This window comes from Mesorhizobium sp. B1-1-5 (assembly GCF_006443065.1).
GTDB lineage: Bacteria > Pseudomonadota > Alphaproteobacteria > Rhizobiales > Rhizobiaceae > Mesorhizobium.
The window spans coordinates 30112-54838 of record NZ_VFWS01000016.1; the positions used below are offsets into that span (position 1 = coordinate 30112).

Annotated in this window: 25 protein-coding genes and 1 riboswitch; of the genes, 10 read left to right on the forward strand and 15 right to left on the reverse strand. The window is 64.1% G+C overall.

The window, feature by feature from the left end:
* The first annotated feature begins 113 nt into the window (after nt 1-113).
* Both FJ980_RS08620 and FJ980_RS08625 read left to right on the forward strand, forming a co-directional pair.
* Entirely contained in the window at nt 114-2087 is a 1974-nt protein-coding gene (locus FJ980_RS08620) for a pilus assembly protein (protein WP_181181149.1), read from the forward strand.
* A 127-nt stretch (nt 2088-2214) separates the two neighbouring features.
* On the forward strand, nt 2215-2847 hold the full coding sequence (locus FJ980_RS08625) for a LysE family translocator (protein WP_140542493.1): 633 nt from the start codon (nt 2215-2217) through the stop codon (nt 2845-2847).
* 159 nt (nt 2848-3006) lie between these two features.
* On the opposite strand, the gene FJ980_RS08630 is transcribed toward FJ980_RS08625, so the two are convergent.
* On the reverse strand, nt 3007-3831 hold the full coding sequence (locus FJ980_RS08630; RefSeq protein WP_140542494.1) for a DUF2189 domain-containing protein: 825 nt from the start codon (nt 3829-3831) through the stop codon (nt 3007-3009).
* A gap of 29 nt (nt 3832-3860) precedes the next feature.
* Nucleotides 3861-4016 carry a hypothetical protein gene (locus FJ980_RS34650; RefSeq protein ID WP_181181150.1) on the reverse strand — a complete coding sequence of 52 codons (156 nt, stop codon included), beginning with the start codon at nt 4014-4016 and terminating at the stop codon, nt 3861-3863.
* On the opposite strand from FJ980_RS34650, the gene FJ980_RS08635 reads away from it, so the two are divergent.
* Nucleotides 4000-4506 (forward strand): CAP domain-containing protein, encoded by a 507-nt coding sequence (locus tag FJ980_RS08635; RefSeq protein WP_140542495.1) that lies wholly within the window; start codon nt 4000-4002, stop codon nt 4504-4506. The genes FJ980_RS34650 and FJ980_RS08635 overlap by 17 nt on opposite strands.
* Before the next feature lie 30 nt (nt 4507-4536).
* On the opposite strand, the gene FJ980_RS08640 is transcribed toward FJ980_RS08635, so the two are convergent.
* The 7 genes from FJ980_RS08640 to FJ980_RS08670 all read right to left on the reverse strand — a co-directional run bounded on the left by FJ980_RS08640 (nt 4537) and on the right by FJ980_RS08670 (nt 11759).
* Nucleotides 4537-6069, reverse strand: coding sequence for a DHA2 family efflux MFS transporter permease subunit (locus tag FJ980_RS08640; protein ID WP_140542496.1), 1533 nt, complete (start codon nt 6067-6069; stop codon nt 4537-4539).
* A gap of 373 nt (nt 6070-6442) precedes the next feature.
* On the reverse strand, nt 6443-7639 hold the full coding sequence (locus FJ980_RS08645; protein ID WP_140542497.1) for an HlyD family secretion protein: 1197 nt from the start codon (nt 7637-7639) through the stop codon (nt 6443-6445).
* A complete protein-coding gene (locus FJ980_RS08650) occupies nt 7636-8112 on the reverse strand; it encodes a MarR family transcriptional regulator (protein WP_140542498.1) in 477 nt (158 codons plus the stop codon). The genes FJ980_RS08645 and FJ980_RS08650 overlap by 4 nt, the downstream gene beginning before the upstream one ends.
* A gap of 155 nt (nt 8113-8267) precedes the next feature.
* Entirely contained in the window at nt 8268-9254 is a 987-nt protein-coding gene (locus FJ980_RS08655; RefSeq protein ID WP_140542534.1) for an iron ABC transporter permease, read from the reverse strand.
* A 353-nt stretch (nt 9255-9607) separates the two neighbouring features.
* The gene (locus FJ980_RS08660; protein WP_140542499.1) at nt 9608-10555 is read right to left on the reverse strand and encodes an ABC transporter substrate-binding protein; all 948 of its coding nucleotides are present in this window, start codon (nt 10553-10555) and stop codon (nt 9608-9610) included.
* A gap of 32 nt (nt 10556-10587) precedes the next feature.
* A complete protein-coding gene (locus FJ980_RS08665; protein WP_140542500.1) occupies nt 10588-11376 on the reverse strand; it encodes an ABC transporter ATP-binding protein in 789 nt (262 codons plus the stop codon).
* Entirely contained in the window at nt 11373-11759 is a 387-nt protein-coding gene (locus FJ980_RS08670; protein ID WP_140542501.1) for a DUF1636 family protein, read from the reverse strand. Before FJ980_RS08670 ends, FJ980_RS08665 begins: the two co-directional genes overlap by 4 nt.
* Before the next feature lie 91 nt (nt 11760-11850).
* A riboswitch (cobalamin riboswitch) is annotated at nt 11851-12056 on the reverse strand.
* 233 nt (nt 12057-12289) lie between these two features.
* Between FJ980_RS08670 and FJ980_RS08675 the strand changes: the two genes are divergently transcribed.
* A complete protein-coding gene (locus FJ980_RS08675; RefSeq protein ID WP_140542502.1) occupies nt 12290-13123 on the forward strand; it encodes an AraC family transcriptional regulator in 834 nt (277 codons plus the stop codon).
* A gap of 242 nt (nt 13124-13365) precedes the next feature.
* Here FJ980_RS08675 and FJ980_RS08680 read toward each other — a convergent pair whose 3' ends face one another.
* Nucleotides 13366-14301, reverse strand: a complete 936-nt coding sequence (locus FJ980_RS08680; protein ID WP_140542503.1) for a helix-turn-helix domain-containing GNAT family N-acetyltransferase — start codon at nt 14299-14301, stop codon at nt 13366-13368.
* Between the two features lie 174 nt (nt 14302-14475).
* Between FJ980_RS08680 and FJ980_RS08685 the strand changes: the two genes are divergently transcribed.
* The gene (locus tag FJ980_RS08685; RefSeq protein ID WP_140542535.1) at nt 14476-14772 is read left to right on the forward strand and encodes a type II toxin-antitoxin system HigB family toxin; all 297 of its coding nucleotides are present in this window, start codon (nt 14476-14478) and stop codon (nt 14770-14772) included.
* Nucleotides 14772-15173, forward strand: coding sequence for an XRE family transcriptional regulator (locus tag FJ980_RS08690; protein ID WP_140542504.1), 402 nt, complete (start codon nt 14772-14774; stop codon nt 15171-15173). The genes FJ980_RS08685 and FJ980_RS08690 overlap by 1 nt, the downstream gene beginning before the upstream one ends.
* A gap of 5 nt (nt 15174-15178) precedes the next feature.
* On the opposite strand, the gene FJ980_RS08695 is transcribed toward FJ980_RS08690, so the two are convergent.
* Genes FJ980_RS08695 through FJ980_RS08705 form a run of 3 tightly spaced genes read right to left on the reverse strand, consistent with a single transcriptional unit; the run spans nt 15179 to nt 18791 of the window.
* On the reverse strand, nt 15179-16315 hold the full coding sequence (locus FJ980_RS08695; RefSeq protein WP_140542505.1) for an alanine racemase: 1137 nt from the start codon (nt 16313-16315) through the stop codon (nt 15179-15181).
* Nucleotides 16312-17592, reverse strand: a complete 1281-nt coding sequence (locus FJ980_RS08700) for a D-arabinono-1,4-lactone oxidase (RefSeq protein WP_140542506.1) — start codon at nt 17590-17592, stop codon at nt 16312-16314. The genes FJ980_RS08695 and FJ980_RS08700 overlap by 4 nt, the downstream gene beginning before the upstream one ends.
* 14 nt (nt 17593-17606) lie before the next feature.
* Nucleotides 17607-18791 (reverse strand): MFS transporter, encoded by a 1185-nt coding sequence (locus FJ980_RS08705; RefSeq protein ID WP_140542507.1) that lies wholly within the window; start codon nt 18789-18791, stop codon nt 17607-17609.
* A 119-nt stretch (nt 18792-18910) separates the two neighbouring features.
* On the opposite strand from FJ980_RS08705, the gene FJ980_RS08710 reads away from it, so the two are divergent.
* The gene (locus tag FJ980_RS08710; RefSeq protein ID WP_140542508.1) at nt 18911-19537 is read left to right on the forward strand and encodes a TetR/AcrR family transcriptional regulator; all 627 of its coding nucleotides are present in this window, start codon (nt 18911-18913) and stop codon (nt 19535-19537) included.
* A gap of 6 nt (nt 19538-19543) precedes the next feature.
* On the opposite strand, the gene FJ980_RS08715 is transcribed toward FJ980_RS08710, so the two are convergent.
* The gene (locus FJ980_RS08715; protein WP_140542509.1) at nt 19544-20440 is read right to left on the reverse strand and encodes a LysR family transcriptional regulator; all 897 of its coding nucleotides are present in this window, start codon (nt 20438-20440) and stop codon (nt 19544-19546) included.
* Nucleotides 20441-20546: 106 nt separating this feature from the next.
* Here FJ980_RS08715 and FJ980_RS08720 point away from each other — a divergent pair, with 106 nt between their 5' ends.
* Nucleotides 20547-21308 carry an SDR family oxidoreductase gene (locus tag FJ980_RS08720; RefSeq protein ID WP_140542510.1) on the forward strand — a complete coding sequence of 254 codons (762 nt, stop codon included), beginning with the start codon at nt 20547-20549 and terminating at the stop codon, nt 21306-21308.
* Between the two features lie 8 nt (nt 21309-21316).
* On the opposite strand, the gene FJ980_RS08725 is transcribed toward FJ980_RS08720, so the two are convergent.
* Complete coding sequence (locus FJ980_RS08725; protein ID WP_246676362.1) at nt 21317-21682, reverse strand: hypothetical protein; 366 nt, start codon at nt 21680-21682, stop codon at nt 21317-21319.
* A 187-nt stretch (nt 21683-21869) separates the two neighbouring features.
* On the opposite strand from FJ980_RS08725, the gene groES reads away from it, so the two are divergent.
* Together groES and groL are read left to right on the forward strand one after the other, a co-directional pair.
* Complete coding sequence (groES, locus tag FJ980_RS08730; protein WP_010915433.1) at nt 21870-22166, forward strand: co-chaperone GroES; 297 nt, start codon at nt 21870-21872, stop codon at nt 22164-22166.
* Between the two features lie 63 nt (nt 22167-22229).
* The gene (gene groL / locus FJ980_RS08735) at nt 22230-23885 is read left to right on the forward strand and encodes a chaperonin GroEL (RefSeq protein WP_140542511.1); all 1656 of its coding nucleotides are present in this window, start codon (nt 22230-22232) and stop codon (nt 23883-23885) included.
* Nucleotides 23886-24727 lie beyond the last annotated feature (842 nt).

Genomic DNA, 24727 nt, shown 5'->3' on the forward strand with positions numbered 1-24727 from the left:
GGTTGGTGAAGTCGCCGTTAAGCAATCGAGCGGTTTGCCAAACCGGTCCTTCAGCGTTTTGTGGAAGTGTGGCCCGACAGAGAATCCGCCGGCGGGGGGCCGCTTTAAGTACAATGCGCAAATTCTGGCATCAATTCTGCCGTGACCGCCGCGGCAACTATGCGCTTATGACCGCTATCGCCATGGTGCCGCTGATGGGGGCGGTGGCGATGGCCGTCGATTTCAGCGAGCTCAACCGCCAGAAGCAGATGGTGCTCAACGCGCTCGACGCCGCCAATTTCGCCGCGGCGCGGCGGCTTGCCGAAGGCGCCACGGACGACCAGATCAGAGCCTACGCGGTCGACTTCTTCAACGCCAACCTGAACAACATCGACCCCGCCGACATCTCGCTCAACATCACGCTGCCCACCAGCCAGGCCGGCGGCGGTCTGCTCACGATGAGCGCGAGGTTGAATTACCACCCTTACTTCTACCCGTCCTCCTCGCTGCTCGTCGGCGCATCCACGGTCGATGCGAACAAGTCGATCAACCTTGCCATGGACTCGCAGGTGCGGCTGAAGAACACGCTGGAAGTGGCGATGGTGCTCGACAATTCGGGCTCCATGACAACGCCCGGCACAGGCACGGGACAGAAGCGCATCGACCTGCTCAAGCAGGCGGCCAAGCAGCTCGTCGACACGTTGGGGCAGCAGGCAGCGCAGATCAAGCAGATCGACAAGCCGGTCCAGTTCAGCCTCGTGCCGTTCGCGGCGTCGGTCAATGTCGGGCCGAACAACGACAACGCCTCCTGGATGGACACTTACGGGCTGTCGCCAATCGCCAACGAGAATTTCGATTGGTCGACGCTGAATGCTCCCACCAAATACGCTCAGAAAATCAACGGCATCTGGTATAAAAAGGGTACCGGTTGGGGCGCGGAGGAAGGGCAGATACTGACCCGTTTCGAGCTCTATCGGGATATGAAGGTCGTCACCAGCCACGAACGTATCGCCGGCAGCAAGCGCGTCGTCTGCGACGAATATCGCGACAACCATACCTGCGAGCGCAGCCACAACGAATATGACTACAACGACACCTATGGCCCGTTCGCCAGTTGGCAGGGTTGCGTGGAAGTGCGGCCCTACCCCTACAATATCAACGACACGCCGGCCTCCGGCGGGCCTAACAACACGGGCATCGGCGTCGGCGATCCGGCGACCATGTTCGTGCCGATGTTCGCGCCGGACGAGCCCGGCAACCATTGGTATGTCACACAAGATCCTGACGAACCGAGGCCGGTGACCTATGGCGCCGCCAACAGCTGGTGGAACGACGATCCGTCGAGCACCACCGGCAAGACCAGGCAGTCCAATATGGCCAAGTACTTCATGCCACGGCCGATCAATGCTCCGGTATTGAGCTCGGGCGCCGGGCCGAATTACAGCTGCACCACCACACCGATCACGCCGCTCACCGACGTCACCCAAACAGATGGGCTTGCCGCCATCAAGGCGGCGATCGACCTGATGCAGCCGAACGGCAACACCAATGTGCCCGAAGGCATGGCCTGGGGCTGGCGCACGGTTTCGAGCGCCGAACCTTTCACGGAAGGCCGTCCGGAATCCGAGCGCGGCAACGACAAGGTCGTCATCGTTCTCACCGACGGCGAGAACACCTATTCGACGGTCAGTTCCGACCCGGCCGGCAACAAGTCGACCTATGCCGCCTACGGCTATACCGGCGTCGGCTATAACGGCACCTCGGTCACCCGCCTGTTCGGCGGCACGTCGAGCGCCATCGGCCAGTTCAACTATTCGTCGAGCAACTACACCGCGGCGATGAACGAGCAGATGGCGAAGCTGTGCGACAATGCCAAGGCGGCCAACATCATGGTGATGACGGTGGCGCTCGACATGTCGTCTATCAGTTCAAGCGACCAGAAGGCGATGGCCGCGCTGAAGGCCTGCTCTTCCGATTCCCGCTTCCGCAAGGATCCGACCGATCCCAGCAAACCGGCCAAGCTGTTCTGGAACGCCACTGGGGCGACGCTCTCCGACAACTTCAAGGAGATTGCCAACGAGTTGTCGAATTTGCGCGTGGTTGGGTAGCGGGGGCGCCAGCGCCGAAGCAGCGTCGCTTTCGCCAATTGTCCGCACTGGCGCAAAAGCTCCCGCAATCATGCTCTTGCGAACGGCGCGGCGCGTGATGATTGTTACGTCGCCACCGGAGACTCCGATGCCCGACGCCGCCAATCATCTCACTTTCGCGCTGATCTGCCTCGGCATGGTGCTCACGCCCGGGCCGAACATGATCTACCTGATCTCGCGCTCGCTGTCGCAAGGGCCGAAAGCCGGGCTGATCTCGCTCGGCGGCGTGGCGCTGGGCTTCCTGTTTTATGTGGTCTCGGCAGCCCTCGGCATCACCGCGCTCATCTTCGCCGTGCCATACGCTTACGACGCGCTTCGCTTCGCCGGCGCGTCCTATCTGTTGTGGCTCGCCTGGCAGGCGCTGAAGCCCGGCGGGCGCTCGCCCTTCCAGGTCCGCGAGTTGCCGAGGGACAGGCCGCGCAAGCTCTTCGTCATGGGGCTGATGACCAACCTGCTCAATCCGAAAGTGGCCGTGCTCTACCTGTCGCTGCTGCCGCAGTTCATCAATCCGGCCAAGGGCCATGTTCTGTCGCAGCTTCTGGTGCTCGGCGTGACGCAGATCTCGATCAGCCTCACCGTCAATGCCATCATCGCGGTGACGGCCGGGTCGATCGCGAATTTCCTCGCCGGACGGCCGTCCTGGCTGGTCGTGCAGCGCTGGATGATGGGCACGGTGCTGACGGCGCTGGCGTTGAGGATGGCGACCGAGGCGCAGCGCTAGGGCACATTGATATTCAGGTGAGACCGGCCTGCGAATGACGGCTGTCTGCGCTTCCGGTGCTCACGTACTGCAGTACGCTCCGCTCCGGTTCTCGACAGCCATCATTCTCGACTCGGCCTGACCTGAATCTCAACGCACCCTAAGGGCGAGCCATCAGATCTACATCGGCCGGCGTACAGGCCGGATCTGCTCCGGCTCGACCACCTTGCGGTAGAGATGCCAGGTCGCGTGGCCGAGAATCGGCATGACGACGGCAAGCCCGGCAAACAGCGGGATCGAGCCGACCACCAGCAACACGGCGACCGTAAGTCCCCAAAGCGCCATCGTCAGCGGATTGGCCATGACGGCGCGGGCCGAGGTTTCAATTGCCGAGACGGCGCCGACATCGCGGTCAAGCAGCAGCGGAAAGGCAATGACGGTGGTGGCCAAAACGACGGCGGCGAAAACGAAGCCGACGGCGTTGCCGACGAGGATCAACGTCCAGCCCTTGCCGGTCGTCAGCACGTCGCGCAAAAAGGCGCCGACCGAAGCGGGCGGCTCGGCGCCGAACAGGCTGGTGTAGAGCGACTGCGCGGCGAACAGCCACAACAAGAACAGCGCGAAGAGCAGGACGCCGATGACGGCGATCGACGGCAGCGCCGGCGAGCGGCGCACGTCGAGCGCATGATGCCAGCGGCTGCTCATGCCGAGCTCGCGCCGGCGGCTGATCTCATAGAGGCCGATGGCCGCGAAGGGCCCGATCAGCGCGAAGCCCGACATCAGCGGATAGACGAGCTGGATGGCGTTGGAGCCGGAGCTCCACCGCGTCAGGATCAGGCCGACGATCGGATAGATCAGGCACAGGAACACGTAGTGCGACGGCTTGGCCCAGAAATCCTCGGCGCCGAGCCTCAACGCATCCCACAGATCCGACGTGGTGATGTGGCGCACCGTGGGCTGCACATGCATCCCGCGCGCGTCCGCCATGACATGAAAACCAGCCATAACCGTCCTCCGTTTTACACCGGGGGCGGTCACCGCCTGGGTGGCCGCCCGTGGCTGCCACTTTCAAGAACGCCGGGATCATAACCGATCTTCCGGGGAATGTCGCGCTTCATGCGATTTTCATCGCCTTGCCCGGCAAAAGCCACGATCGCCGGTATCAGAGGCGGCATGACCAGCTCGATCACCGTCCCCCCCGATTTCAAGCGCCGCACGTTGCTTGCAGCCGCCGGCCTAGCGGCGCTTGCCGGCATCGCCGCCTGCAGCACCGTCTCTGTGCCGACGGGCGAAGGCGCGGGCGTCTCTTCGTCCGCGACAGCGACGTTGGCCGGTATCCGCAGCTCCGCCGGTCTGCCGACGCTGACGCCGGATGCGCAGCTCGAACAGGCGGCGCTGCAGCAGGCCGGCTATATGGCCTCGCGCGAGCGCATGAGCCACACCACCGCCTGGGGCAAGGATTTCGCCTCGCGCATGAAGGACAATGGCGTGCGCGGCGCCGCCGCCGAAAACATCGCCGAGGGCCGCTTCGACCTTGAGAAGCTGTTCGACATCTGGATGCATTCGTCAGGCCATCGCCGCAACATGCTCGATCAGGACTTCAGCCGCTTCGGGCTGGCCTATGTGCGGGACGGCCGCGATCCGGCGTTGCGCTATTGGGCGCTGGTGCTGGGCCGCTGAAAAGGCGGCCGGCTGAGAGCAGCGACTTTGTCAATCCATATGCGCGGCCGGCGCCCCGCCTACGGGCGCGGCCCTGGGCTTGCGCAGCAGAATGACGAAAGGAATGGCGGCCAGCGTCATCACCATCAGGATCTTGAAGTCGTTGATATAGGAAATCATCATCGCCTGGGCATTCACCGCGCGGTCGACCTGCGAAAGTGCTAGGGGATTGCCGGCGGCGGCCGCCGGAGAAGCGGCCCACAGATTCGGGTTGTACGGATTGATGAAGGCCGACAGCTCGGTGTGGTTGATCTGGGTGTTGCGCACCATCAGCGCCGCGACCACCGATACGCCGATGGAGGAGCCCAGATTGCGCACCAGGCTGAACAGCGAGGTGGCGTCGGTGCGGTAGCGCGCGTCGAGCGTGGCGAACGCGACCGTCGACAGCGGCACGAACACCATGCCCATGCCCAGGCCCTGGATGACGCCCGAGGAGATGATCAGCCAATTGTCCATCTGCGGCGTGAAGCTCGCCATCGTATAGAGCGACTGTGCGGTGAGCAGGAAGCCGATGGCGACGAGGATCCTGGCATCGATCCTGTGCATGATGCGGCCGACGACCAGCATCGAAATCATCGTGCCGATGCCGCGCGGACCCAGCACGACGCCGATGGTCACGGTCGGATAGCCGAAGATGTTTGCCAGCATCGGCGGCAACAGCGACATCGAGGCCAGTATCAGCACGCCCATGACGAAGATGAAGCCAAGCCCGGTCACGAAATTGCGGTCGAGGAATATCTTCGGATCGATGAAGGGATGCTCGGCCGTCACCGTATGGATGATGAACACCCAGAAGCCGGTGAGCGACAGCGCGAGCTCGATCCAGATTTCGGCCGAGTTGAACCAGTCGACCTCGCCGCCGCGGTCGAGCAGAAGCTGCAGCGCGCCGACACCGAGCGACAGCATGGCGAAGCCGAAGAAGTCGAAGCCGCGCACGCGCTTGGCGATGACGGGCAGGTAGGCGGCCATGCCGAGGAAGGCGAGGATGCCGACCGGCAGGTTGATGAAGAACACCCAGCGCCAGTTGAAGTTTTCCGTCAGCCAGCCGCCGAGCGTCGGCCCCAGGATCGGCCCGAGCATGATGCCGGCGCCCCAGATCGCCATTGCCTGGCCATGGCGCTCCTTCGGGTTGATGTCGAGCAGGAAGGTCTGCGACAGCGGCACGATGGCCGCGCCGAACACGCCCTGCAGCAGGCGGAAGAGCACTATGGTCTCGAGGCTCCAGGCAAGACCGCAGAGCATGGAGAAGATGGTGAAGCCGACGACGGCGGTGAGGAATAGCTCCTTGCGGCCGAGCCTGTCGGCGAGCCAGCCGGTAACCGGCGTCATGATCGCCGCCGCCACGATATAGGAGGTCAGCACCCAGTTGATGTTGTCGGGCGAGGCGCCGAGGTCGCCGGTCATGGTCGGCAGCGCGACGTTGGCGATCGTGGTGTCGAGCGCCTGCATGATCGTCGCCAGCATCAGCGCGACTGTGATCAGTCCGCGGTGCGGCACTTCCTTGAAAGGTTCGGGCGTGCTCATGATGCTGAACTTCCAGCAGATAACAAAAACATGTACGTTAGAGTATGATGCCGAAAAGTATCATGCTCTTTGACTTAGAGGCGGATTCGGATTTCAGGTCGAACAGACCCGAAATCATCCGGCTCTAGGTTTCCGGGCGGCAAAGCCTTCGTTGAGAGACCTTCATCGCGGTGGGACGCGACTATCGATGTGGGGGTTACATCGACTGAAAGTCTCTGTTGGAGCGGATGCCTGCCGCCCGGAAACCTGAGGACCAACGGGTCCGTGGCCAGCTTTCGAACGAGCCGCCATGCGGCTTGCCTTGCTGATCCTTGCCACGTCTCCACCAGACCGATCCCCTCAATGCCCGCCGGATCGCGACGGGCTCGCTGTCTTACCGCGCCTGCTCCCCTGCGGTGGCGTGACCGAAGATCGACGGCAGGCCGCGCGCCACGCCGGTGTCCACGGTGACGGTGGCGCTCATGCCGGTGCGCAACGCCATCTTGGCGTCGGGGTCGGTCAATTCCAGGCGCACGGGTATGCGCTGCGTGACCTTGACCCAGTTGCCGGTGGCGTTTTGCGCGGGCAGCAGCGAAAACTCCGCGCCCGTGCCGGCGCCGATCGCTTTCACGGTCGCCTCGAAGGTGCGGCCCGGATAGGTGTCGACGACGATCTCGGCCTTCTGGCCCGGCTTCATGTTGGTAAGCTGGGTCTCCTTGAAATTGGCGTCGATCCAGGTGTCGCCCGTCTCGACCAGGGCGAATAGCGGCGTGCCGACGCCGACATACTGGCCGACCTTGAACGACGCGGCCTGGTAGACGACGCCGTCCGCCGGCGCCTTGACTGTCGTCTGCGCCAGATCGTAGGCGGCCTTGGCGCGCGCGGCGAGCGCCGCCATCACGGTCGGATGCTTGTCGGTCTCGATGTCCGGATTGCCGCCGAGCGCTGCCTTGGCGCTGACGATGCCCTGCTGAGCGACGGCGAGCTGTTGCTTGGCCTTGTCCAGGTCGTTGCGCGCCTCGTCGAGCGACGACTTGGCATTGATGCCCTTCTGCGCGAGATCGGCGGCGCGGCCATATTGCGACTGCGCATAGTCGACCTCGCTGGAGGCGGACTTTTCCTGCGCCATCGCCTGGCTATAAGCGGCGCGCAGCTGCTCGACATTGAGGCGCGCGGCGGCGACCGCCGCGTCGGCCTGGGCGAGCGCGATCTTGTAAGGCTCGGGGTCGATGACGAAGAGAAGGTCGCCCTGCTTGACCAACTGGTTGTCGGCTATGCCGACCTGGACGATACGGCCGGCCGTGTCGGAGGCGACCGAAATCCTGGCCTGCTGCAGGTTGGCGTTCTCGGTTTCCTGATAGCGGCCGCCCGTGATCCAGACATACGCGCCGCCGGCAAGCAGGGCCAGCGGCAGGGCGACCATCAACAGGAAGCGCCCGGGGCGGCGCTTCTTCTTCGGCGCCGGAGCGAGCCGCGGCTCGGGAGCCGCCGCAACCGGAGCGGCCGCCGGCTGGGCCGGTGCTTCCGCGACCGGCTGCGCCGGCGCAAGCTTGGTGACGTTATCGTCTTCTATCTTGGCTGCCGCGTTCATGCTGCTGCCCCTTCCGTATTCTTCATCTTTTCCAGGGACGTCTCGGCGTCCGTCAAATTCTGCACGATGGCGTCCAGCACTCGGATCAGGACGCGGCGTTCTTCCGCCGACACGCCGGTCAGCGATTCCTCATAGACCTCGCCGGCAAGGCTCTTGACGTCGGCATAGGCCGCGTCCGCCTTCTCGGTCGGGAAGATCATGCGCACACGCCGGTCGGTCGCGTCCTGGCGGCGCTCGATCCAGCCGCCCTCCTCCATGCGGTCGACCAGGCGCGAAACGCTGATCGGCTCGATTTCGAGGAGCTCGGCAAGCCGCGCCTGCGCCACGCCGGCCTCCTTGGCAACGCGCACGAGCAGCCGCCATTGCGCCGAGGAAAGACCCAACCCGCTGGCGCGCGCCTCGAAACGCTTGCGCATCAAGCGCTGCACGTCGTGGATCAAAAATCCCAATCTGTCGATACCGTCGGAAACCATGAGCGGTACATATAATAAGCGTGCTCACTATTCAAGAGGCAGCTTTGCTCCAGAAGCCGGCAAATCGACGTTGCAGCAAGGCAAGCTCCCTTACGGTTAGCGATCGATGAACGTGCAGGGGTCGGTGCCGGCAGGCCGATCCCAAGGCCGGGAGATCATGGCCGATTGCGCATCAGCATGGTGACGACGAAGAAGGCGCCGAGCGAGCTCGTGATGATGCCGATCGGCAGTTCCTGCGGCGGCAAAAGCGTGCGGGCGAGCAGATCGCTGGCCAAAAGCAGGATCGAGCCGAACAGCGCGCAGATCGCTATCATGGGCCGGTGCAGCGAGCCGGCCAGCGGCCGGCCGAGATGCGGGATCATCAGGCCGACGAAGCCGATGACGCCGGCTACGGCAACGAGACTGGCGGTCGCCAGCGCGGCGACGAGGAATGTCGAGCGGCGCATCCTCGCCACCGGCACGCCAAGGCTCTCGGCGGCGCTTTCGCCGGCGAGAAAGGCATCGAAGCGGCGGTGGTTCCACAGGCCGTAGGCGAGGATGATGCCGGCGCCCAGCGCCGCCAGGCCGATATTGTCCCATCGAGCGAGACCAAGTCCGCCCATGGTCCAGAACAACACCGAATGCGCGGCGCGCTGGTCGCCGGCGAAGACGAGGTAGTTGGTCAGCGCGGTGAACATGAACGAGACGGCGAGGCCGGCAAGGATCAGCCGCTCCGGCCCCTGACCCCTCACCCGCGACACCAACAGAAGCACGATCGCCGCCGCCAGCATGCCGCCTGTGAAGGCGGCGAGCGGGAGCGTCCAGATGCCGAAACTGTCGCCGAAGACGGTGATGACCGAAACGGCGCCGGCTGCCGCGCCCGAGGAGAGGCCGAACAGGAACGGGTCGGCGAGGTCATTGCGGGTGACGGTCTGCAGCAGCGCGCCGACGACGCCGAGGCCGGCGCCGACGGCGATCGCCAGCAGCGTGCGCGGCAACCTCAGGTCGACGACGATGCTGCCGACCGGGCCCGATGGGCCGCGGCTGTCGAGCCCGGCCGCATGCGCCAGCGCGCCGACGACCTCGCGCAAGGATATCAGCGTCGAGCCATAGGCGATCGAAAGCAGCGCGAGCGCAACCAGCAGGATAGCGCCCAGCGCCATCGCCAGGATGAACGGGGTATAACGCAAGTTCACGTCGTCGGACCTACTATCGCCGCGCCGACGTTCGAGATTGGCCGAGGTCTCCGCGACTTCGTCATTCCAGGGCGAAGCAGGCGCGAAGCGCCGTCGCGGAGACCCTGGAATCCATTCCGTGACCTGGCGCGCGGAGATCGACCGCGTAGAATTCCGCACGGTTGCAACGCTCGAAAGCCACGGAATGGATCCTCGGGTCTGCGCCGCGTCGCTTCGCTCCTTGCTCCGCCCGTGGATGACGAAGTGAGGGGCGTTTTCGCCATTCTCCAAGGCAGGCTATCCATCAACGGCAACAGTCCCAGCTCATCCGTGCCTCAGACCTAAAACGCCTCCGGATGCATGGCCCTGGCGATCTTGCCGATCGCCTCGATGTTGGCGGGTCCGGGCGTCAGCTCGGCGTAGCGCAGCGCCACGAAGCGCTCGTTCCTGACCGCGTCCGTCTCCTTCATCGCCGGATGGACTTTAAGGAAATCGAGCAGTTTCCTGTAGCCGCCGCCATCCTGGTAATCGAGCAGGATGAGGAACTCGGGATTGCGCGAGGCGACCGTCTCCCAGTCGGTGTTGCCCCAGCTCGTCTCCATGTCGGCCATGATGTTTTCGCCGCCGGCGGCGGCGATAATGGCGTTGGGAATGGCGAACCTGCCGGCGGTGAAGGGCTTGTCCTCGCCGGAATCGTAGAGGAAGACGCGCGTGCCCTTGCGGCCACCCACCTTCGCCATGATGCCGGCGAGCTCGGCCTTCCAGCCGTCGACCAGCTTTTCGGCCTCCGCTTGCTTGCCGAAGATCTTGCCCAGCTTCTCGACGTCGCCATAAAGCAGGTCCATCGAGGCGGCGGGCCGGTTCTTGTCGAGATGGACGCAGCTCTCGGTCAGCACCAGCGTCTTGATGCCATGCGGGGCAAGCGTGTCGGGCGTCACCTCGCCGCCCGGCTTCATGCCATAATACCAGCCGGCGAAGAAGAAATCCGGCTGCACGGCGACGAGGTTTTCGAGCGTCGGATATTTTGGCGCCAGCTCCGGGATGGCGCCCTGCTCGGCCTTGAACTCAGGGCCGACCTTATACCAGCCGGTGATGCCGGTGAGCCCGACGATCGACGGCTGCAGCTTCAGCGCGAAAGCCATCTCGGCCATATTGAGATCCTGGATGACGGCGCGTTTCGGCGGTGCATCGAAGGTGAGCGGTTTGCCGCAGCTGTCGACGGTGACCGGGAAAGCGAAGGCGGCCGAGGCGACGAGCGACAGGGCCAGCGACAAGGCAAGGCGTTTCACGAGATGATGCTCCTTGTTGGGGTTGTGCAGGTTCAGGACGGCGAGGAAGCGCGCATGGGAAGCTCGAAGACGGTGAGCTCGCGGTCCTCGGTCGGGTGCCGGAGGCGCAGCACGTCGATGCCGAACACCTCGCGGACAAGCGGCTGCGCCAGCGCCTCGCGCGGCGGAGCCAGGGCGTGCAGCCGGGCGTTGCTCATCACCGCGACGCTGGTGGCGAAGGGCGCCACAAGCGCAAGATCGTGCAGCACGGCGACCACGGCCATGTTGAATTCGGCTACCAGCTCGAGCAGCTCGCCGCGGGCGCGCGGGTCAAGATGGTTGGTCGGCTCGTCGAGAAACAGGATTTTCGGCTCCTGCGCGATGGCGCGGGCGAGCTGCGCGCGCTGGCGCTCGCCGCCGGAGAGCGAGCCGACGGTGCGCGCGAGCAACGGCAACAGCCCAGTCCGGCGCAGCGCCTCGACGACGATGTCGCGATCGTCGTGCCGGCGCCTCAGACCGGCGTGCGGGACACGGCCAAGCTCGACATAGTCGATGAGCGCGAGGCGTTGATCCGGCTGGTCCGTCTGACCGACGACGGCGATGCTGAGCGCCCGTTCGGCGGCGGTGATCCTGTCCAGCCGGCGTCCGGCAAGGCGAACCTCGCCGCGGCTCGGCGACAACGCCCCGCATAACATGCGCAGCAGAGTCGTCTTGCCGGCGCCATTGGGGCCGATGATGGCGAGCCGCTCGCCCGCTGCCAGCGACAGGCTGACATCCTCGACCAACATCCGGCCATTTGCCGTGGCGCGCAAATCGCGGGCTTCGAGCAGGAGCGCGCTCACCGGACCTGCTCCCTGGCCTTGCCCGCGGCGGGGATGCGCGCCAGTATCTTGCCGGCGAGCCTTGCCGGGCGCTGGCCGGAATTGCACCAGCCGTCGGGCAGCGAGGCATAGAGCCTGGCAAATTCGACCAGCGCGCCGGCGTCGGTGCCGCTGTCGATGGAACCGAAGAGATAGCTGGCCTTGCCTTGCGCGTTGAAGGCGACAGTCAGCGGGCGCGAGCAGCCGGCCATGCAGTCGACGGTTTCGACAGCAAATGACGACGCCAAAGTCTCGGCAAGCCTTGAGCGAAGGTCGGCGCACAAATCCCCGCCGGACCTACGCCCGGTCACGGTATCGCGGCACAGCGAACAGACGATGATGCGATGGCTAAAGACGTCCAGCATTTCCGTCACTTTCCAAAAATGGCGGCGGAAGGATGCCGGACGAACCGGCCGACAAGACCGGTGTCCGCGTCTCCTCCCGGCACACCCCGTCCGGTCAACTCGTGTCGATGGCAGGTCTCCTGGCTCGCGGGTCGTTACGCCATCCGCCTTCCCAGCCTTGCCGGCCAGTGGCGTTTCGGATGGAGCTCGCCGCTCACAGTTGCGGGGGCAGCCACGGCCTCGACTCGGATGAGCCTCACCGTGTTCCCTTTTCACCCCTCGCCTTGCGGCTCGGGGACCATGACGCAGCTATCGTAGGTTGTCCGCGTGCGAGTCGCAACGGGCCTTCGTCCGCCCCTCGTGCGAAAGACATGGCGGGATCGTCGGGTCGTTGCCACAAGTCGTTTATTTCCTTCTGATATGTAATAACATTACCAGCTAGAATACATTGCCTTGGCTTGTCAACCCGCTCGACTTCGCTCAAAGCGCAATTTCGATCAAACTGGCCGGCGGCGCGGAGGCTAGTGTCGCCGAGCCAAATGCGAGGAGCCATGAACCCGACCGAGAAAGCGCTGTGGTTCGTCGAAAGCCACCTGCCCGACGCCATCGACCTTGACGAGATAGCGGCAAGCAGCGGCGTGTCGCGCTTCCATGTGACGCGCGCCTTCGGCGCGGCCACGGGACGGTCGGTCATGGGCTATATGCGGGCACGCCGCTTGAGCGAAGCGGCGCGCAAGCTGGCCGGCGGCGCGCGCGACATTCTCTCGGTCGCGCTCGATGCCGGCTACGGCTCGCATGAGGCGTTCACGCGGGCCTTTCGCGATGAGTTCGGCACCACGCCGGAGTTGGTGCGCGCGCAAGGCTCGACCGAAAACCTCGATCTTGTGGAGCCCATGCTGATGGACAGTTCGCTTCTCACCGCGCTCGAGCCGCCGCGCTTCGAGACCAGCCGCCCCTTCCTCGTCGCCGGGCTCGGCGAGCGCTACAGCTGCGAGACCAGCGCCGGCATTCCGATGCAGTGGCAGCGCTTCGCCCCCTATATCGGCAACATTCCGGGCGAGGTGCCCGGCGTCTTCTACGGCGTGTGCACGAATGGCGACGATGCCGGCAATTTCGACTATGTCGTCGGCGTCGAGGTTTTGGACTTCTCCGACCTGCCGAAGGATTTCCAACGCGTGCGGGTGCCGGCGCAGAAATATGCGGTGTTCTCGCATCGCGAGCACATCTCGACCATCCGCCGGACCGTCAACACGATCTGGAACAAGTGGCTGCCGGTCTCCGGACACGAGATCGCCGACGCGCCCGAGTTCGAGCGCTACGGGCCCGAGTTCGATGCCCGCACCGGCAATGGCGGGCTGGAGATCTGGGTGCCGGTCAAAGGATGAGCGCTTTCGCTTCTCCCCTTGTGGGAGAAGGTGGATCGGCGCGCAGCGCCGAGACGGAAGAGGGGTGTTCCAGCGGAGTGAGACGCCGGTTTTCCCTGGAGCACCCCTCATCCGTCGCCTTCGGCGACACCACCCGGCCCTTCGCTGGCTCAGGGCGTTCGAAGTTCGAAAAGCCAAGCAATTGGCTTTCTTCGTCCGCTACGCGGACCTCTTCTCACCCCATAAGGGGAGAAGGAAAAGCGCTAAAGCTCGAGATTCCACGTTTGCCCGACAAGATCCTTGCCGAAGGAATGATGGCGTTCTTCCTCGACCAGCTTGAAGCCGGCAGCCTGGTAGATGCGGCGGGCCGAACCAAGGATGTCATTGGTCCAGAGCGTCAGCGTCTTGTAGCCCTTGGCGCGCGCGAAGGTAATGCATTCGTCGACCAACCGCCTGCCGATGCCAAGGCCGCGCGCCGACGGTTCGACGTAGAGCAGCCTGAGCTTCGCGACCTTGGGCGATTTGCGCATGACGAAGACCGAGCCGACCACCTCGCCTTCGCGCTCGGCGATCCAGTTGCGCTCCCATTGCGGGACGAAGTTCTTGACGAATTCACCGAGGATCTCTGCGACCAGAGCCTCGTAGGTCTCGTCCCAACCGTATTCCTGCGCATAGAGCATGCCCTGGCGGTGCGTGATCCAGCCGATGTCGCCGACCTGCAGCGGCCGCAGGATATAGGGAACCTTGGCTTCAGGTCTGTCGCCGAGCAAGTCTTGGACGGTGCGCATAGCCTTGACCAGCCGCTCCTGGTGGGCCGGCGCCAGGCGATCGAGCAGCGCGCGCACCTGGTCATGCGAATCCTGGTTGAGAGGCGCGAAGGCTTCCCTGCCGGCTGGCGTCAGCGCGATCGAGGCGCGGCGCGCGTCGGTCTCACTGGCTTCGCGTCCGACCAGGCCGCGCTCCTCGAATTTCTTCAAGAGCCGGCTGACATAGCCGGGGTCGAGGCCGAGGTCGTGCACCAGGTCGCTTGCGACCAGCCCATCGCGATGGGCGAGCTCGTAAAGCACCCGCGCCTCGGTCAGCGAGAACGGACTTTTCAGCAGGCCCTCTTCGAGCAGGCCGAGCTGGCGGGTGTAGAAGCGGTTGAAGGCGCGCACCGCATCGATACGGTCCTTGCCGGGGTGATTGTGGACGGTCATGGGAAATCCTCCTGTCATGGACAGGATCAACCATTTAGTTGACTGAGTCAATAAATACGGCAATTGATGATCTCGCGATAGGTCGAGCCGTTACGGTGGGTGCATCTCGGGCATGGTATTCCCGAATTGGGAAATCTCGCTTGTTCCCAAGATGGGAATACGCTATATGTGGTCATGCAGATCGTCAGCAAGAAAACGCTCGTAACGTTTTGGACCAAGCATCCACAGGCTAAAGCGCCGCTTACCGCCTGGTTCAACGCGTCGAGCAAGGTCGAATGGAAGACCTCGGCGGACATCAAGGCCCAGTTCGGCACGACCGTGGATTTTGTCGCCGACAATCGCGTCGTGTTTGACATAGCCGGCAACAAGTACCGGCTGGTCGTGCATGTGAGCTACACATTCAAGCGGTTGCTGATCAAATTCGTCGGCACCCACGCCGAATATGACAAGATAGACGTGGAGAAGGTGTGATGGAAAACATTCGACCCATTAAGACCGAGGCTGATTACGATTGGGCCATTGCCGAAATCACTCGCTATTTCGACGATGAGCCCGCTGTGGGCAGCCCGGAGGCCGACCGCTTCGATGTGCTGGCTGCCCTGATCGAGGCCTACGAAGCCAAACACTATCCCATCGAAGAAACCGACCCCGTGGATGCGATCGTCGCCCATATGGAAATGGCCAATCTCGATCGGGCAGCGCTCGTGCGACTCTTGGGCTCAGCGTCGCGCGCCTCCGAGATCCTGACCCGCAAACGCGCGCTCACGATGGACATGGCATTCAAGATCAACCGCGAGTGGCATATCCCCGCGGAAGTCCTCATTCATCCGTACCATCTAGCGAACGATGGAAAAGAGACTGCCGCCGGATAACGCGGTCACCCCATCGGCAGCACCGGCCAGAACTCCACGATCCGCCCACCGGCGAATACCGCGATCGCGCCGAAATGCTGCAGCACCGCCTCGCTCTGCGTCGGCCGCAGGAAGGCATAGGTGCCAGGCTTGACATTCGTCCCTGCGGGCAGCCCCATGAACTGCTGGTTGGATGACAGGCCGATCAGCCCGTTCGGCTTCATCCCTGCGGGAAACACCGGCTCGGCCATCCACTTGCCGCCGTAGAGATAGCAGCCCTTGCGCGGGAAGAGGCCAAGCGCCTGCAGCGTGCGCGAAACGGCTGGCGGACCGGGCAGCATCGGATCGAGCGCCTTGAGGATCGGGGTGGCGATGAAGGCCGCCGGCTGGAAGCTCTCCAAGCCGGGCGTGTCGAAATCCTTTGGCAGCACGAAGGCCGAGCCGATCGACACTTCGTTGGCCACGCCGCCGCCATGCAGCAGCGCGGTCTTGGAGCCGCCGATGTTGAGAATGCGGCGCTGGTCCGGATCGAGGGCGGCGCCAAAATCGGCGGCTTTGGCAGAGGCCTGCTTCAGCGCCTTGGCCACGCCGCCGAACAGGCCCGGTATCTCCGGCGCATGCGCCTCATAGGCCATGATGCCGTCGCAGAGCAGACCTTTTGGAATTCTGAGCGCGTTAATTTCGGCGGGATCACGAAAACCGCCGCGATGCAGGCCGACGTCGACCTCGAAAGCGAAGCGCAATTCGGTGTCGAGCGCAGCAGCGAGCGCCCCGTATTCCGCCAGCCGTTCCGGCGTGTCGATCAGCCAGCAGACGCGCGACCACCAGCCGGCGCCGCCCCTGGTCAGCGCGGCCTTGGCGGCACCCACCGGAATCGGCTTGCCGTAGAGCAGATCGCCCTCGGGAAACGCGTCAAGCACGGCCTGCGTCACCGGCGGATGGAAGGTCATGAAGCGGTTGGTGCCAAGCGCCTTGGCGATATGCGAGAGCAGCGGCATGCAAGGCAGCGATTTGTCGACCAACCGCACGCCAAGGCCCGGTGCCAGCCTTTGCTTCACCAGCGCGATGTTGCTGTCCAGCCGGTCGCGATCGAGGACAAGGCAGGGCCGGAAAATCTCGGCGGCCATCAATGCGTCGGACAGGCCGGCGAAATAGGCGCTCATTGTTGGATGCCGAACAGGCCGGCCATGTAGGGCGACACGAAACGGTTTTGCGGATCGATGTCGCGCCGCACCGCCATCGCATCGTCCCAGCGCGGATAAAGCTTCTTGAAGTCCGCCGCCGTCAAGCTGTGCATCTTGCCCCAATGCGGCCTGCCGCCATACTTGCGGAAGATCGGCTCGGCGGCGCGCATGAAAGGCAGTGGATCATTCGCCGCATCATGGTGGATGGCGATCGAGCAGGTCAGCCTTTTGTAGAATGGCGAAAGCCAGAATTCGTCGGCCGCCACCGAGCGCACCTCCATCGGGAAATAGACTTCCGGGAAATGCTTTTCCGTAAGCGCAATGATCTCGGCCAATGCCTTGGGACCTTCCTCGTAAGGCAGGTGATACTCCATCTCGTTGAATTTGGTGCGACGCTCGCTGGCGTAGACGTTGAGCCAGTCCTGCACATAGTCTTCCGCCGGCACCTTCTTCACCGCCCCCCTGATCAGCGCCCGGCGCAACGACGGCAGCCAACGCAACGCTGTCCGCAGCTTGCGCAAAGTCGCCAGTCCTTCCTCGTCGTCTTCGGTCGGCCGCGTCGTCGGCGCCGCATCGCTGAGATCGCTGGCGATGAACTGGGCATATCCGGCAAATGGAATGTAGTAGAACTCGGCCGAGCGATGCGCGGCCATCATCGTCTCGAAATTTTTGAGCATGTCGCCGATTGGCAGCACCCATTTGCGGCGGCGCAGCCGGTAGGTGGCGATGTTGTTCATCGCCACTTCGGTCAGCACGCCGAAGGCGCCTAGCGCGACGCCCGTGGCATGGATCATGTCCAGGTCGTTTGCCCGGCTGAACTCGCGCAGCTCGCCTTGCCCATCGACGAGCTGCAGCGCCTCCAATTGCGTGTGATAGGCGCCGAGCGTCGGGCCGGAGCCATGCGTTGCCGTGCCCAATGCGCCGCCGATCGCCTGGCGGTCGATGTCGCCCATGTTGGGCAGGCCCTGGCCGATGTCTTGCAGGATACGCATCAGGGCGCCGAGCCGCGTGCCTGCCCTCATCCGCGCCCGGTTGTTCGCGGCATCGTGCGAGACCAGCCCCTCGATCTTCTCCAGCGAGACGATGGTGCCGTCGGACTGCACCAGCGGCGTGAAGGAATGGCCGGCGCCGACGACGCGCAGCGGACCGGCCGCCGAGCGCACTAGGTCGGCCAGCTCGCCGGCATCGGCCGGTGTCGCGATCAATTTCGGGGAAGCCGTGACGAAGCCGGACCAGTTGCTCCAGGGATTTGCCATCTTCACCCCTTTGCTCAGACCCGGCCGCGCTGTCGCGCGACCAGCACGAAAATGCCGAGCAAAAGCACGCTCGCGAAAGCGGCGGCAGCGGCGAATTCGGGCACAGGCCGGAAGTCCGCGCCGTCGATCAGCAGCGAGGCGGCGACCGGGCCGATGGCGAGGCCGAAGAGTTGGGCGGCCGGTACCAGCAGCACCGCGGTGCGCGTCTCGTCGGCGGTGATCGCCAGCCGGATCTGGTAAGGCACGATGAAGAGCAGGATGAAGCCCATCACCAGCGCCACGGCCCAGAACATCGAAAGACCCGGACCGGACGCAAGCAGTAGCGAGCTGATCGCCGCGACGATGCCGATGACGGTGATGGCAAAACGATAGTCGATGCGCGCCTCGAAGCTTGTCGCGGTCATCGCGCCGAGCACCTGCGCGGCAAGGCTCGCCGAAACCATCAAGCCGACGGTGCGGCCATCGATGCCGAACTGCGCGCCGATGGGCTCGAGAAAAGCCCAGACGGCGCCGAAGAACATGAAATAGCAGAAGATCGACAGCAGCGCGGCGATCGCCGGCACGGTCGCCACGTTGGCGGACTGTTCTTGCTTGGGCAGGTCGGCATAGTCGTCCGGCACGGTCCAGGCCACGACGAGCGAAAGCAGGCAGACGATGCCGAGCGCGATGAAGCCGCCGGCGGAGCCCGCCCTCGGCACGGCAAAGAGTGCGAGGATCAGCGCCAGCGCGCATTGCGCCAAGGTCTGCAGCGTGACGAAATAGCCGCCGATGCGCTCGGCCCGGCGCGAGCGGGCGATCAGCTCGGTCGCGACGGCGACAAGCCCGCCCTCCGCGAGGCCGGCCAGCGTGCGCGCGCCGATCAGCGCATTGGGGCTGCCGGCATAGGCGGTCCAGACATTGGCGAGCGCGAGCAGCACGAGCAGCACCGTGCTCTTCCAGCGCATGTTGCGCGCCGGCAAGAGCATCGCCACCACGCCCGAGCCGATGGCTATCGCGATCATCTCGGCGGTGGCGACCAGCGCCAGCTCGTCGCCGGTGACGTGACCTTCGCTGTAGAGCGCACCGAGCAGCACCGGCTGCAGTCCGAGGATGAGGAGACCGACCGAGCCGATCCACAGCGCCGAGGCCAGCTGCAGGCCCGTCGGGTTGCCGACAAGCCAATCGCCATTTTCCGCTTGCGCGGCTTGCGATGCAGTCACGAGGCGCTCTCCCTTGCAGCCCGATCGAAAAACTGACAAGTTGTCAGCATTTGACGGAACTGATACTTGATCATGTTTCTTGTCAACCGCGAATTCGCGGCTTTCACGAGATTTGGCGCATGACGCAGACAAGGCGAACGGCGACGGAACCGCGGCGCAGGCCGAAGCAGGAGCGCAGCCGCGAGCGCATCGACGCGATCCTCGCCACGACCATGCGGCTGATCGGCGAGAAAGGCATCGACGCGGTGACGATGAAGGAAGTCGGCGCGCTGGCCGGCGGGCCGATCGCTACCGTCTATCATTACTTCCCCAGCAAGTCGGCGATCCTGGCGATGCTTTATGAGCGGTTCTCCGAGGAAAGCCGTGCAAGATTCGGCGCGATCATCGCCGGGATAGGCCGGCTGGATGACGTGACCGCCGCGGCCGACCGCCTGCTCGACGATTATCATGCCCGTGTCGCCGCAGACCCGGCCATCCAGGACCTGCAGAACGCCATCCAGGCCGACAAGGCGCTGCAGCATCTCGACATCGCCGAGACGAGGCAACAGGCGAATATGTTCTGCGACAAGGTCGGGCCGATGCTCCAAGCGGAGCAGCGCGAGGCGTTCGGACGTGTCGTGTTCCTGATCTTCCAGCTCGCCGGCGGCGTCGTGCGGCTGGCGCTGACGCAGGACGAGGCGGAGGGCCGGCGCACGATCGAAGATTATCGTTCGATCATCCACACGCAGTTGCGCTTGTTTCTCTGAGCGCGATCAGGGATCCAGCTTCGGCCCCAGGATTTCCACCAGCCAATCAACAAACACCCTCACCCGTGGCGACAACTGGCGGCTCGGCGGATAGAGCACGGAGATCGGCGTCGGCGTCGGCGGAAAATCGGGAAGCACCTCGACCAGCCGGCCGGCAGCGATATCGTCCGCATAGCGGAGCCTTGGCGCCTGGAACAGCCCGAACCCCAGCCGGACCAGCGCGGCACTTGTGTCTGAGTTCGCGACGGTGACCCGCGACGGCAGGGTGATTTCGCGAACCTTGCCGTCGACGGTGAATTCCAGCGGCATCACCTGTCTCGTGCGCGAAGACACGAAGCCTATCATCATATGGCCGGCCAGATCGTCCGGCGTGCGCGGCACACCGTGGCGTTCGAGATAGGCGGGGCTCGCGACGGTGATTTCGCGGGCGATGCCGAGCCGCCGCACGATCATGTCGCTGTCGGGCAGCATGCCGGCCCTGATGACGCAATCGACGCCCTCGCGCACGAGATCGACGAGGCGGTCGCCTTCGCCGATATGCACGGTCAGGCCCGGATATCTGGTGAGCAGCGCCGGCAATTCCGGCAGCAGGAAGGTGCGCGCCATGTGGCCGTTGACGTCGACGCTGAGCCTTCCCCGCACCTCGTGCGCGCCGAAGCCGCCTTCGGCATCCTCGATGTCGGCCAGGATGCCGATGCAGCGCTGGTAATAGGCTTCACCGTCGAGCGTCGTCGTGACGTGGCGCGTGGTGCGGCGCAGCAATTGCACGCCGAGCCGTTCTTCGAGCTGCTTGATCGCGGCGGTGGCGCTGGAGCGCGGCAGGGCAAGATCGGCGGCGGCCGCAGTGAAGCTTCGCCGTTCCACGACGCGGGTGAAGAGCCGCATGCTGTCGAATCGGTCCATCGCTGATTGTTCGCACATTCTGAATAGTGTTGGCAATCCATGGCCGATTATATCGGCCCACCGGGCGAGTATATGCATCTCCATCCAGATAGAAGGAGATTTCGCCATGACCACCCGCCCCATCGCTCTCATCACCGGCGGTAGCCGCGGCCTCGGCCGCAACACCGCGCTCAACCTCGCCCGCAAGGGCGTCGACGTCGTCCTCACCTATCGCTCGCGCGCCGACGAGGCGAAGACGGCAATCGCCGAGATCGAGGCGGCCGGCGGCCGGGCTGCCGCGCTTGAGCTCGACGCCGGGGTCGTCGCCAGCTTTCCGGCTTTCGTTGAAGCGTTGAAGAAGACGCTTCACGAGACCTGGCAACGCGACCGTTTCGATTATCTCCTCAACAATGCCGGCACCGGTCTGCGCAAGCCGATCGCCGAGACGACGCAAGAGGAGTTCGACACGTTGATGAACATCCATCTCAAGGGCGTGTTCTTCCTCACCCAGGCGCTGCTGCCGCTGATCAACGATGGCGGCCGTATCATCAACGTCTCGAGCGGCCTGGCGCGCTTCTCGGTCCCGGGCTCCGCCGCCTATGCGATGATGAAGGGCGGCGTCGAAGTGTTCACGCGCTACCTCGCCAAGGAACTGGCAGCCCGGCGCATCACCGCCAACACGGTGGCGCCGGGCGCGATCGCCACCGATTTCAACGGCGGCCATGTGCGCGACGACGCCGAGATCAATCGCGTCGTGGCCGGCATGACGGCGCTCGGCCGCGCCGGTGTCGCCGACGACATCGGCCCGATGATCGCCGCGCTGCTGTCCGAGGACAATCGGTGGGTCAACGCCCAGCGCATCGAGGTGTCGGGCGGCATGAATATCTAGGCGATCGGTCACTTGACCTGCCGGATCAGTCCTTCGAAGCCGTCGGCAAGATTGGCATTGCCGGCGGCGATGAAGCTCGACAGGTTCCTGGCCCGCCCAGGGGTCTTGTTGGCATCGAGCAGCACCGCCCTGCCCTCATGCATGACGAAGTCGAACTTGCCGTAATCGAAGCCAAGCTGGCGCCGCAGCGCGCGCAGCTCGTCCGGCACGGGCACCGCCTCGCGGCGGATGGTGTCGTCGCCCTTGACCAGGCTCTGCGGCGAGACATGACGGGTGCAGCGCTCGAACGCTGCCCGTTGCTGGTGCTGCGTTCGCCGAAGCGCCTGGACTGACGGGCGGGGTTGCTCGTCGGCGCCTCGCGATGGCCGGCGCATTTCGGCCTGGCGTCTCGCAGGAGAAAAATTTCGCGTCGTCGCCCCCTTGCGCGCGCCTTGACTCCGGCTACCCAGCGGCCTATCTCAGCGCCACGTTAGCACTCGCCTTTGGTGAGTGCTAACTTATATCCGGCGGCCTCGCCGGATGGAGGAACAGTTCTCACCGTTCTCATTCGAGGAAGATAACATGGCAAAGTCCAAGTTCCGCCCGCTTCATGACCGCGTGGTCGTTCGCCGGGTCGAATCCGAATCCAAGACCGCCGGCGGGATCATCATCCCGGATACGGCGAAGGAAAAGCCGCAGGAAGGCGAGATCATCGCCGTCGGCTCCGGCGCCCGCGACGAAAGCGGCAAGCTCGTGCCGCTGGACGTCAAGGCCGGCGACCGCATCCTGTTCGGCAAGTGGTCGGGCACTGAAGTCAAGCTCAATGGCGAAGACCTTCTGATCATGAAGGAATCCGACATCATGGGCATCATCGGCTGATCATCGGCCTCACCTGAATCTTCATCTTCGGGCTCTTCCCGAGCCCCTGCCAGGAGCTAAAACATGGCTGCCAAAGACGTAAAATTCTCCCGCGATGCCCGTGAGCGCATGCTGCGCGGTGTCAACATCCTCGCCGACGCGGTGAAGGTCACCCTCGGCCCCAAGGGCCGCAACGTCGTCATCGACAAGTCGTTCGGCGCCCCGCGCATCACCAAGGACGGCGTTACCGTCGCCAAGGAAATCGAGCTTGAGGACAAGTTCGAGAACATGGGCGCGCAGATGGTCCGCGAAGTTGCTTCGAAGACCAACGACATCGCCGGCGACGGCACCACGACCGCAACGGTTCTGGCGCAGTCGATCGTCCAGGAAGGCCACAAGGCGGTTGCCGCCGGCATGAATCCGATGGACCTGAAGCGCGGCATCGACCTCGCCGTTGGCGACGTCGTCACGACGCTGATCAAGAACGCCAAGAAGATCAAGACCTCGGAAGAAGTTGCCCAGGTCGGCACCATCGCCGGCAATGGCGATGCCTCGGTCGGCTCGATGATCGCCGAAGCGATGCAGAAGGTCGGCAATGAGGGCGTCATCACCGTAGAGGAGGCCAAGACCGCCGAGACCGAGCTCGAAGTCGTCGAAGGCATGCAGTTCGACCGCGGCTACCTGTCGCCCTACTTCGTCACCAACGCCGACAAAATGGTTGCGGACCTGGAAGACGCCTACATCCTTCTGCACGAGAAGAAGCTCTCCAACCTGCAGGCCATGCTGCCGATCCTCGAGGCTGTCGTGCAGACCTCGAAGCCGCTGGTCATCATCTCGGAAGATGTCGAAGGCGAGGCCCTGGCCACGCTCGTCGTCAACAAGCTGCGCGGCGGCCTGAAGATCGCCGCCGTCAAGGCGCCGGGCTTCGGCGACCGCCGCAAGGCCATGCTGGAAGACATCGCCATCCTCACCGGTGGCCAGGTCATCTCGGAAGACCTCGGCATCAAGCTCGAGAATGTCGGCCTCAACATGCTCGGCCGCGCCAAGAAGGTGTCGATCTCCAAGGAGAACACCACCATTGTCGACGGGGCAGGCAAGAAGGCCGAGATCCAGGGCCGCGTGTCCCAGATCAAGCAGCAGATCGAGGAGACCACCTCGGACTACGACAAGGAGAAGCTGCAGGAGCGTCTGGCCAAGCTCGCCGGCGGCGTCGCGGTGATCCGCGTCGGCGGCGCGACCGAGATCGAGGTCAAGGAAAAGAAGGACCGCGTCGATGACGCTCTCAACGCGACCCGTGCGGCCGTCGAAGAAGGCATCGTTCCCGGCGGCGGCGTCGCGCTTCTGCGCGCTTCGCTGAACATCAAGGCAACCGGCGCCAACTCCGACCAGACCGCTGGCATCAACATCGTGCGTCGCGCCCTGCAGGCTCCGGCCCGTCAGATCGCGTCCAACGCCGGTGCGGAAGCATCGATCGTTGCCGGCAAGATCCTTGAGAACAAGGGCCCGACCTTCGGCTACAACGCCCAGACCGGCGAATATGGCGACATGATCGCCATGGGTATCGTCGATCCGGTCAAGGTCGTTCGCACGGCTCTCCAGGACGCGGCCTCGGTCGCCGGCCTGCTCGTCACCACCGAAGCCATGATCGCCGAAGCTCCGAAGAAGGAGTCGGCTGGCGGCGGCATGCCTGGCGGCATGGGCGGCGGCGGCATGGGTGGCATGGGCGGCATGGATTTCTAAGAAGTCCATAAGCTTGCTCAAGCCCGCAAGCGGGCTTGAGTGGTCTCTAATCCAGCCGATTTGGCTAACACACGGAAAGGGCGGCAGAGATGCCGCCCTTTCTCGTTGCGCGGCCCAGGAGCGTAGATAGGATGACGTTTCGTTGAATCGCCATCCTGATCTAACTCTCTGTTGGAGCATGATCTTCTCCGAAACCGGTTCCCACTTTCGGGATCGCGCTCTAGTGGCACAGGGATTTTGACCGGTCGGCTCTGTTTGCGTTGACAGGCGGCATGCCTTGGAGATTGGCCGAAACGCCCATCGCGATCGTCATTCCAGGGCGGAGCAGGAGCGAAGCTCCGTCGCGAAGACCCTGGAATCCATGCCGTTACCTTCGCCAAGGCGTGCAACGGAGCAGAATTCTGCACCGAGGCGGCGCTTCCAAGTCACGGAATGGATTCTATGGTCTGCGCGCGTCGCTGCGCTCCTTGCTCCGCCATAGAATGACGAGGTGGGGGCGGCTTCAGCCAATCCCCGGCGTTTGCGCTGATTTCACGGAAATGAACGGAAGATCTTGCACCAAGACAACCTTTCAAAATCCCTGTGTCGGGGAACTAGTTGGAGCATGATCTTCTCCGAAAGCCGGTTCCCACTTTTTGCATTCGCTGACCTTCGGTTCGGGATCATGTTCTAGCCAAGCGTGCTGCTCCATGGGCAACCCTGCCCTACAGCTTCAACCGACTGCCTAAACTTTGTGCAATTCCTCAACAAAATCAGCGCCTTCGGTTAAACGCCCGCGATCGTTGCGGCATTTGTCGGACAATATTTTTTAAGATATCCGCGCTTACTGATGAATAGGGCGT

Excerpts from the sequence above, each read along its gene's own strand:
- FJ980_RS08620 (WP_181181149.1), top strand. The coding sequence starts at position 114 with ATGCGCAAATTCTGGCATCAATTCTGCCGTGACCGCCGCGGCAACTAT.
- FJ980_RS08625 (WP_140542493.1), top strand. The coding sequence starts at position 2,215 with ATGCCCGACGCCGCCAATCATCTCACTTTCGCGCTGATCTGCCTCGGC.
- FJ980_RS08630 (WP_140542494.1), bottom strand. The coding sequence starts at position 3,831 with ATGGCTGGTTTTCATGTCATGGCGGACGCGCGCGGGATGCATGTGCAG.
- FJ980_RS08635 (WP_140542495.1), top strand. The coding sequence starts at position 4,000 with ATGACCAGCTCGATCACCGTCCCCCCCGATTTCAAGCGCCGCACGTTG.
- FJ980_RS08640 (WP_140542496.1), bottom strand. The coding sequence starts at position 6,069 with ATGAGCACGCCCGAACCTTTCAAGGAAGTGCCGCACCGCGGACTGATC.
- FJ980_RS08645 (WP_140542497.1), bottom strand. The coding sequence starts at position 7,639 with ATGAACGCGGCAGCCAAGATAGAAGACGATAACGTCACCAAGCTTGCG.
- FJ980_RS08650 (WP_140542498.1), bottom strand. The coding sequence starts at position 8,112 with ATGGTTTCCGACGGTATCGACAGATTGGGATTTTTGATCCACGACGTG.
- FJ980_RS08655 (WP_140542534.1), bottom strand. The coding sequence starts at position 9,254 with ATGGCGCTGGGCGCTATCCTGCTGGTTGCGCTCGCGCTGCTTTCGATC.
- FJ980_RS08670 (WP_140542501.1), bottom strand. The coding sequence starts at position 11,759 with ATGCTGGACGTCTTTAGCCATCGCATCATCGTCTGTTCGCTGTGCCGC.
- FJ980_RS08675 (WP_140542502.1), top strand. The coding sequence starts at position 12,290 with ATGAACCCGACCGAGAAAGCGCTGTGGTTCGTCGAAAGCCACCTGCCC.
- FJ980_RS08680 (WP_140542503.1), bottom strand. The coding sequence starts at position 14,301 with ATGACCGTCCACAATCACCCCGGCAAGGACCGTATCGATGCGGTGCGC.
- FJ980_RS08685 (WP_140542535.1), top strand. The coding sequence starts at position 14,476 with ATGCAGATCGTCAGCAAGAAAACGCTCGTAACGTTTTGGACCAAGCAT.
- FJ980_RS08690 (WP_140542504.1), top strand. The coding sequence starts at position 14,772 with ATGGAAAACATTCGACCCATTAAGACCGAGGCTGATTACGATTGGGCC.
- FJ980_RS08695 (WP_140542505.1), bottom strand. The coding sequence starts at position 16,315 with ATGAGCGCCTATTTCGCCGGCCTGTCCGACGCATTGATGGCCGCCGAG.
- FJ980_RS08700 (WP_140542506.1), bottom strand. The coding sequence starts at position 17,592 with ATGGCAAATCCCTGGAGCAACTGGTCCGGCTTCGTCACGGCTTCCCCG.
- FJ980_RS08710 (WP_140542508.1), top strand. The coding sequence starts at position 18,911 with ATGACGCAGACAAGGCGAACGGCGACGGAACCGCGGCGCAGGCCGAAG.
- FJ980_RS08715 (WP_140542509.1), bottom strand. The coding sequence starts at position 20,440 with ATGGACCGATTCGACAGCATGCGGCTCTTCACCCGCGTCGTGGAACGG.
- FJ980_RS08720 (WP_140542510.1), top strand. The coding sequence starts at position 20,547 with ATGACCACCCGCCCCATCGCTCTCATCACCGGCGGTAGCCGCGGCCTC.
- FJ980_RS08725 (WP_246676362.1), bottom strand. The coding sequence starts at position 21,682 with ATGCGCCGGCCATCGCGAGGCGCCGACGAGCAACCCCGCCCGTCAGTC.
- groES (WP_010915433.1), top strand. The coding sequence starts at position 21,870 with ATGGCAAAGTCCAAGTTCCGCCCGCTTCATGACCGCGTGGTCGTTCGC.
- groL (WP_140542511.1), top strand. The coding sequence starts at position 22,230 with ATGGCTGCCAAAGACGTAAAATTCTCCCGCGATGCCCGTGAGCGCATG.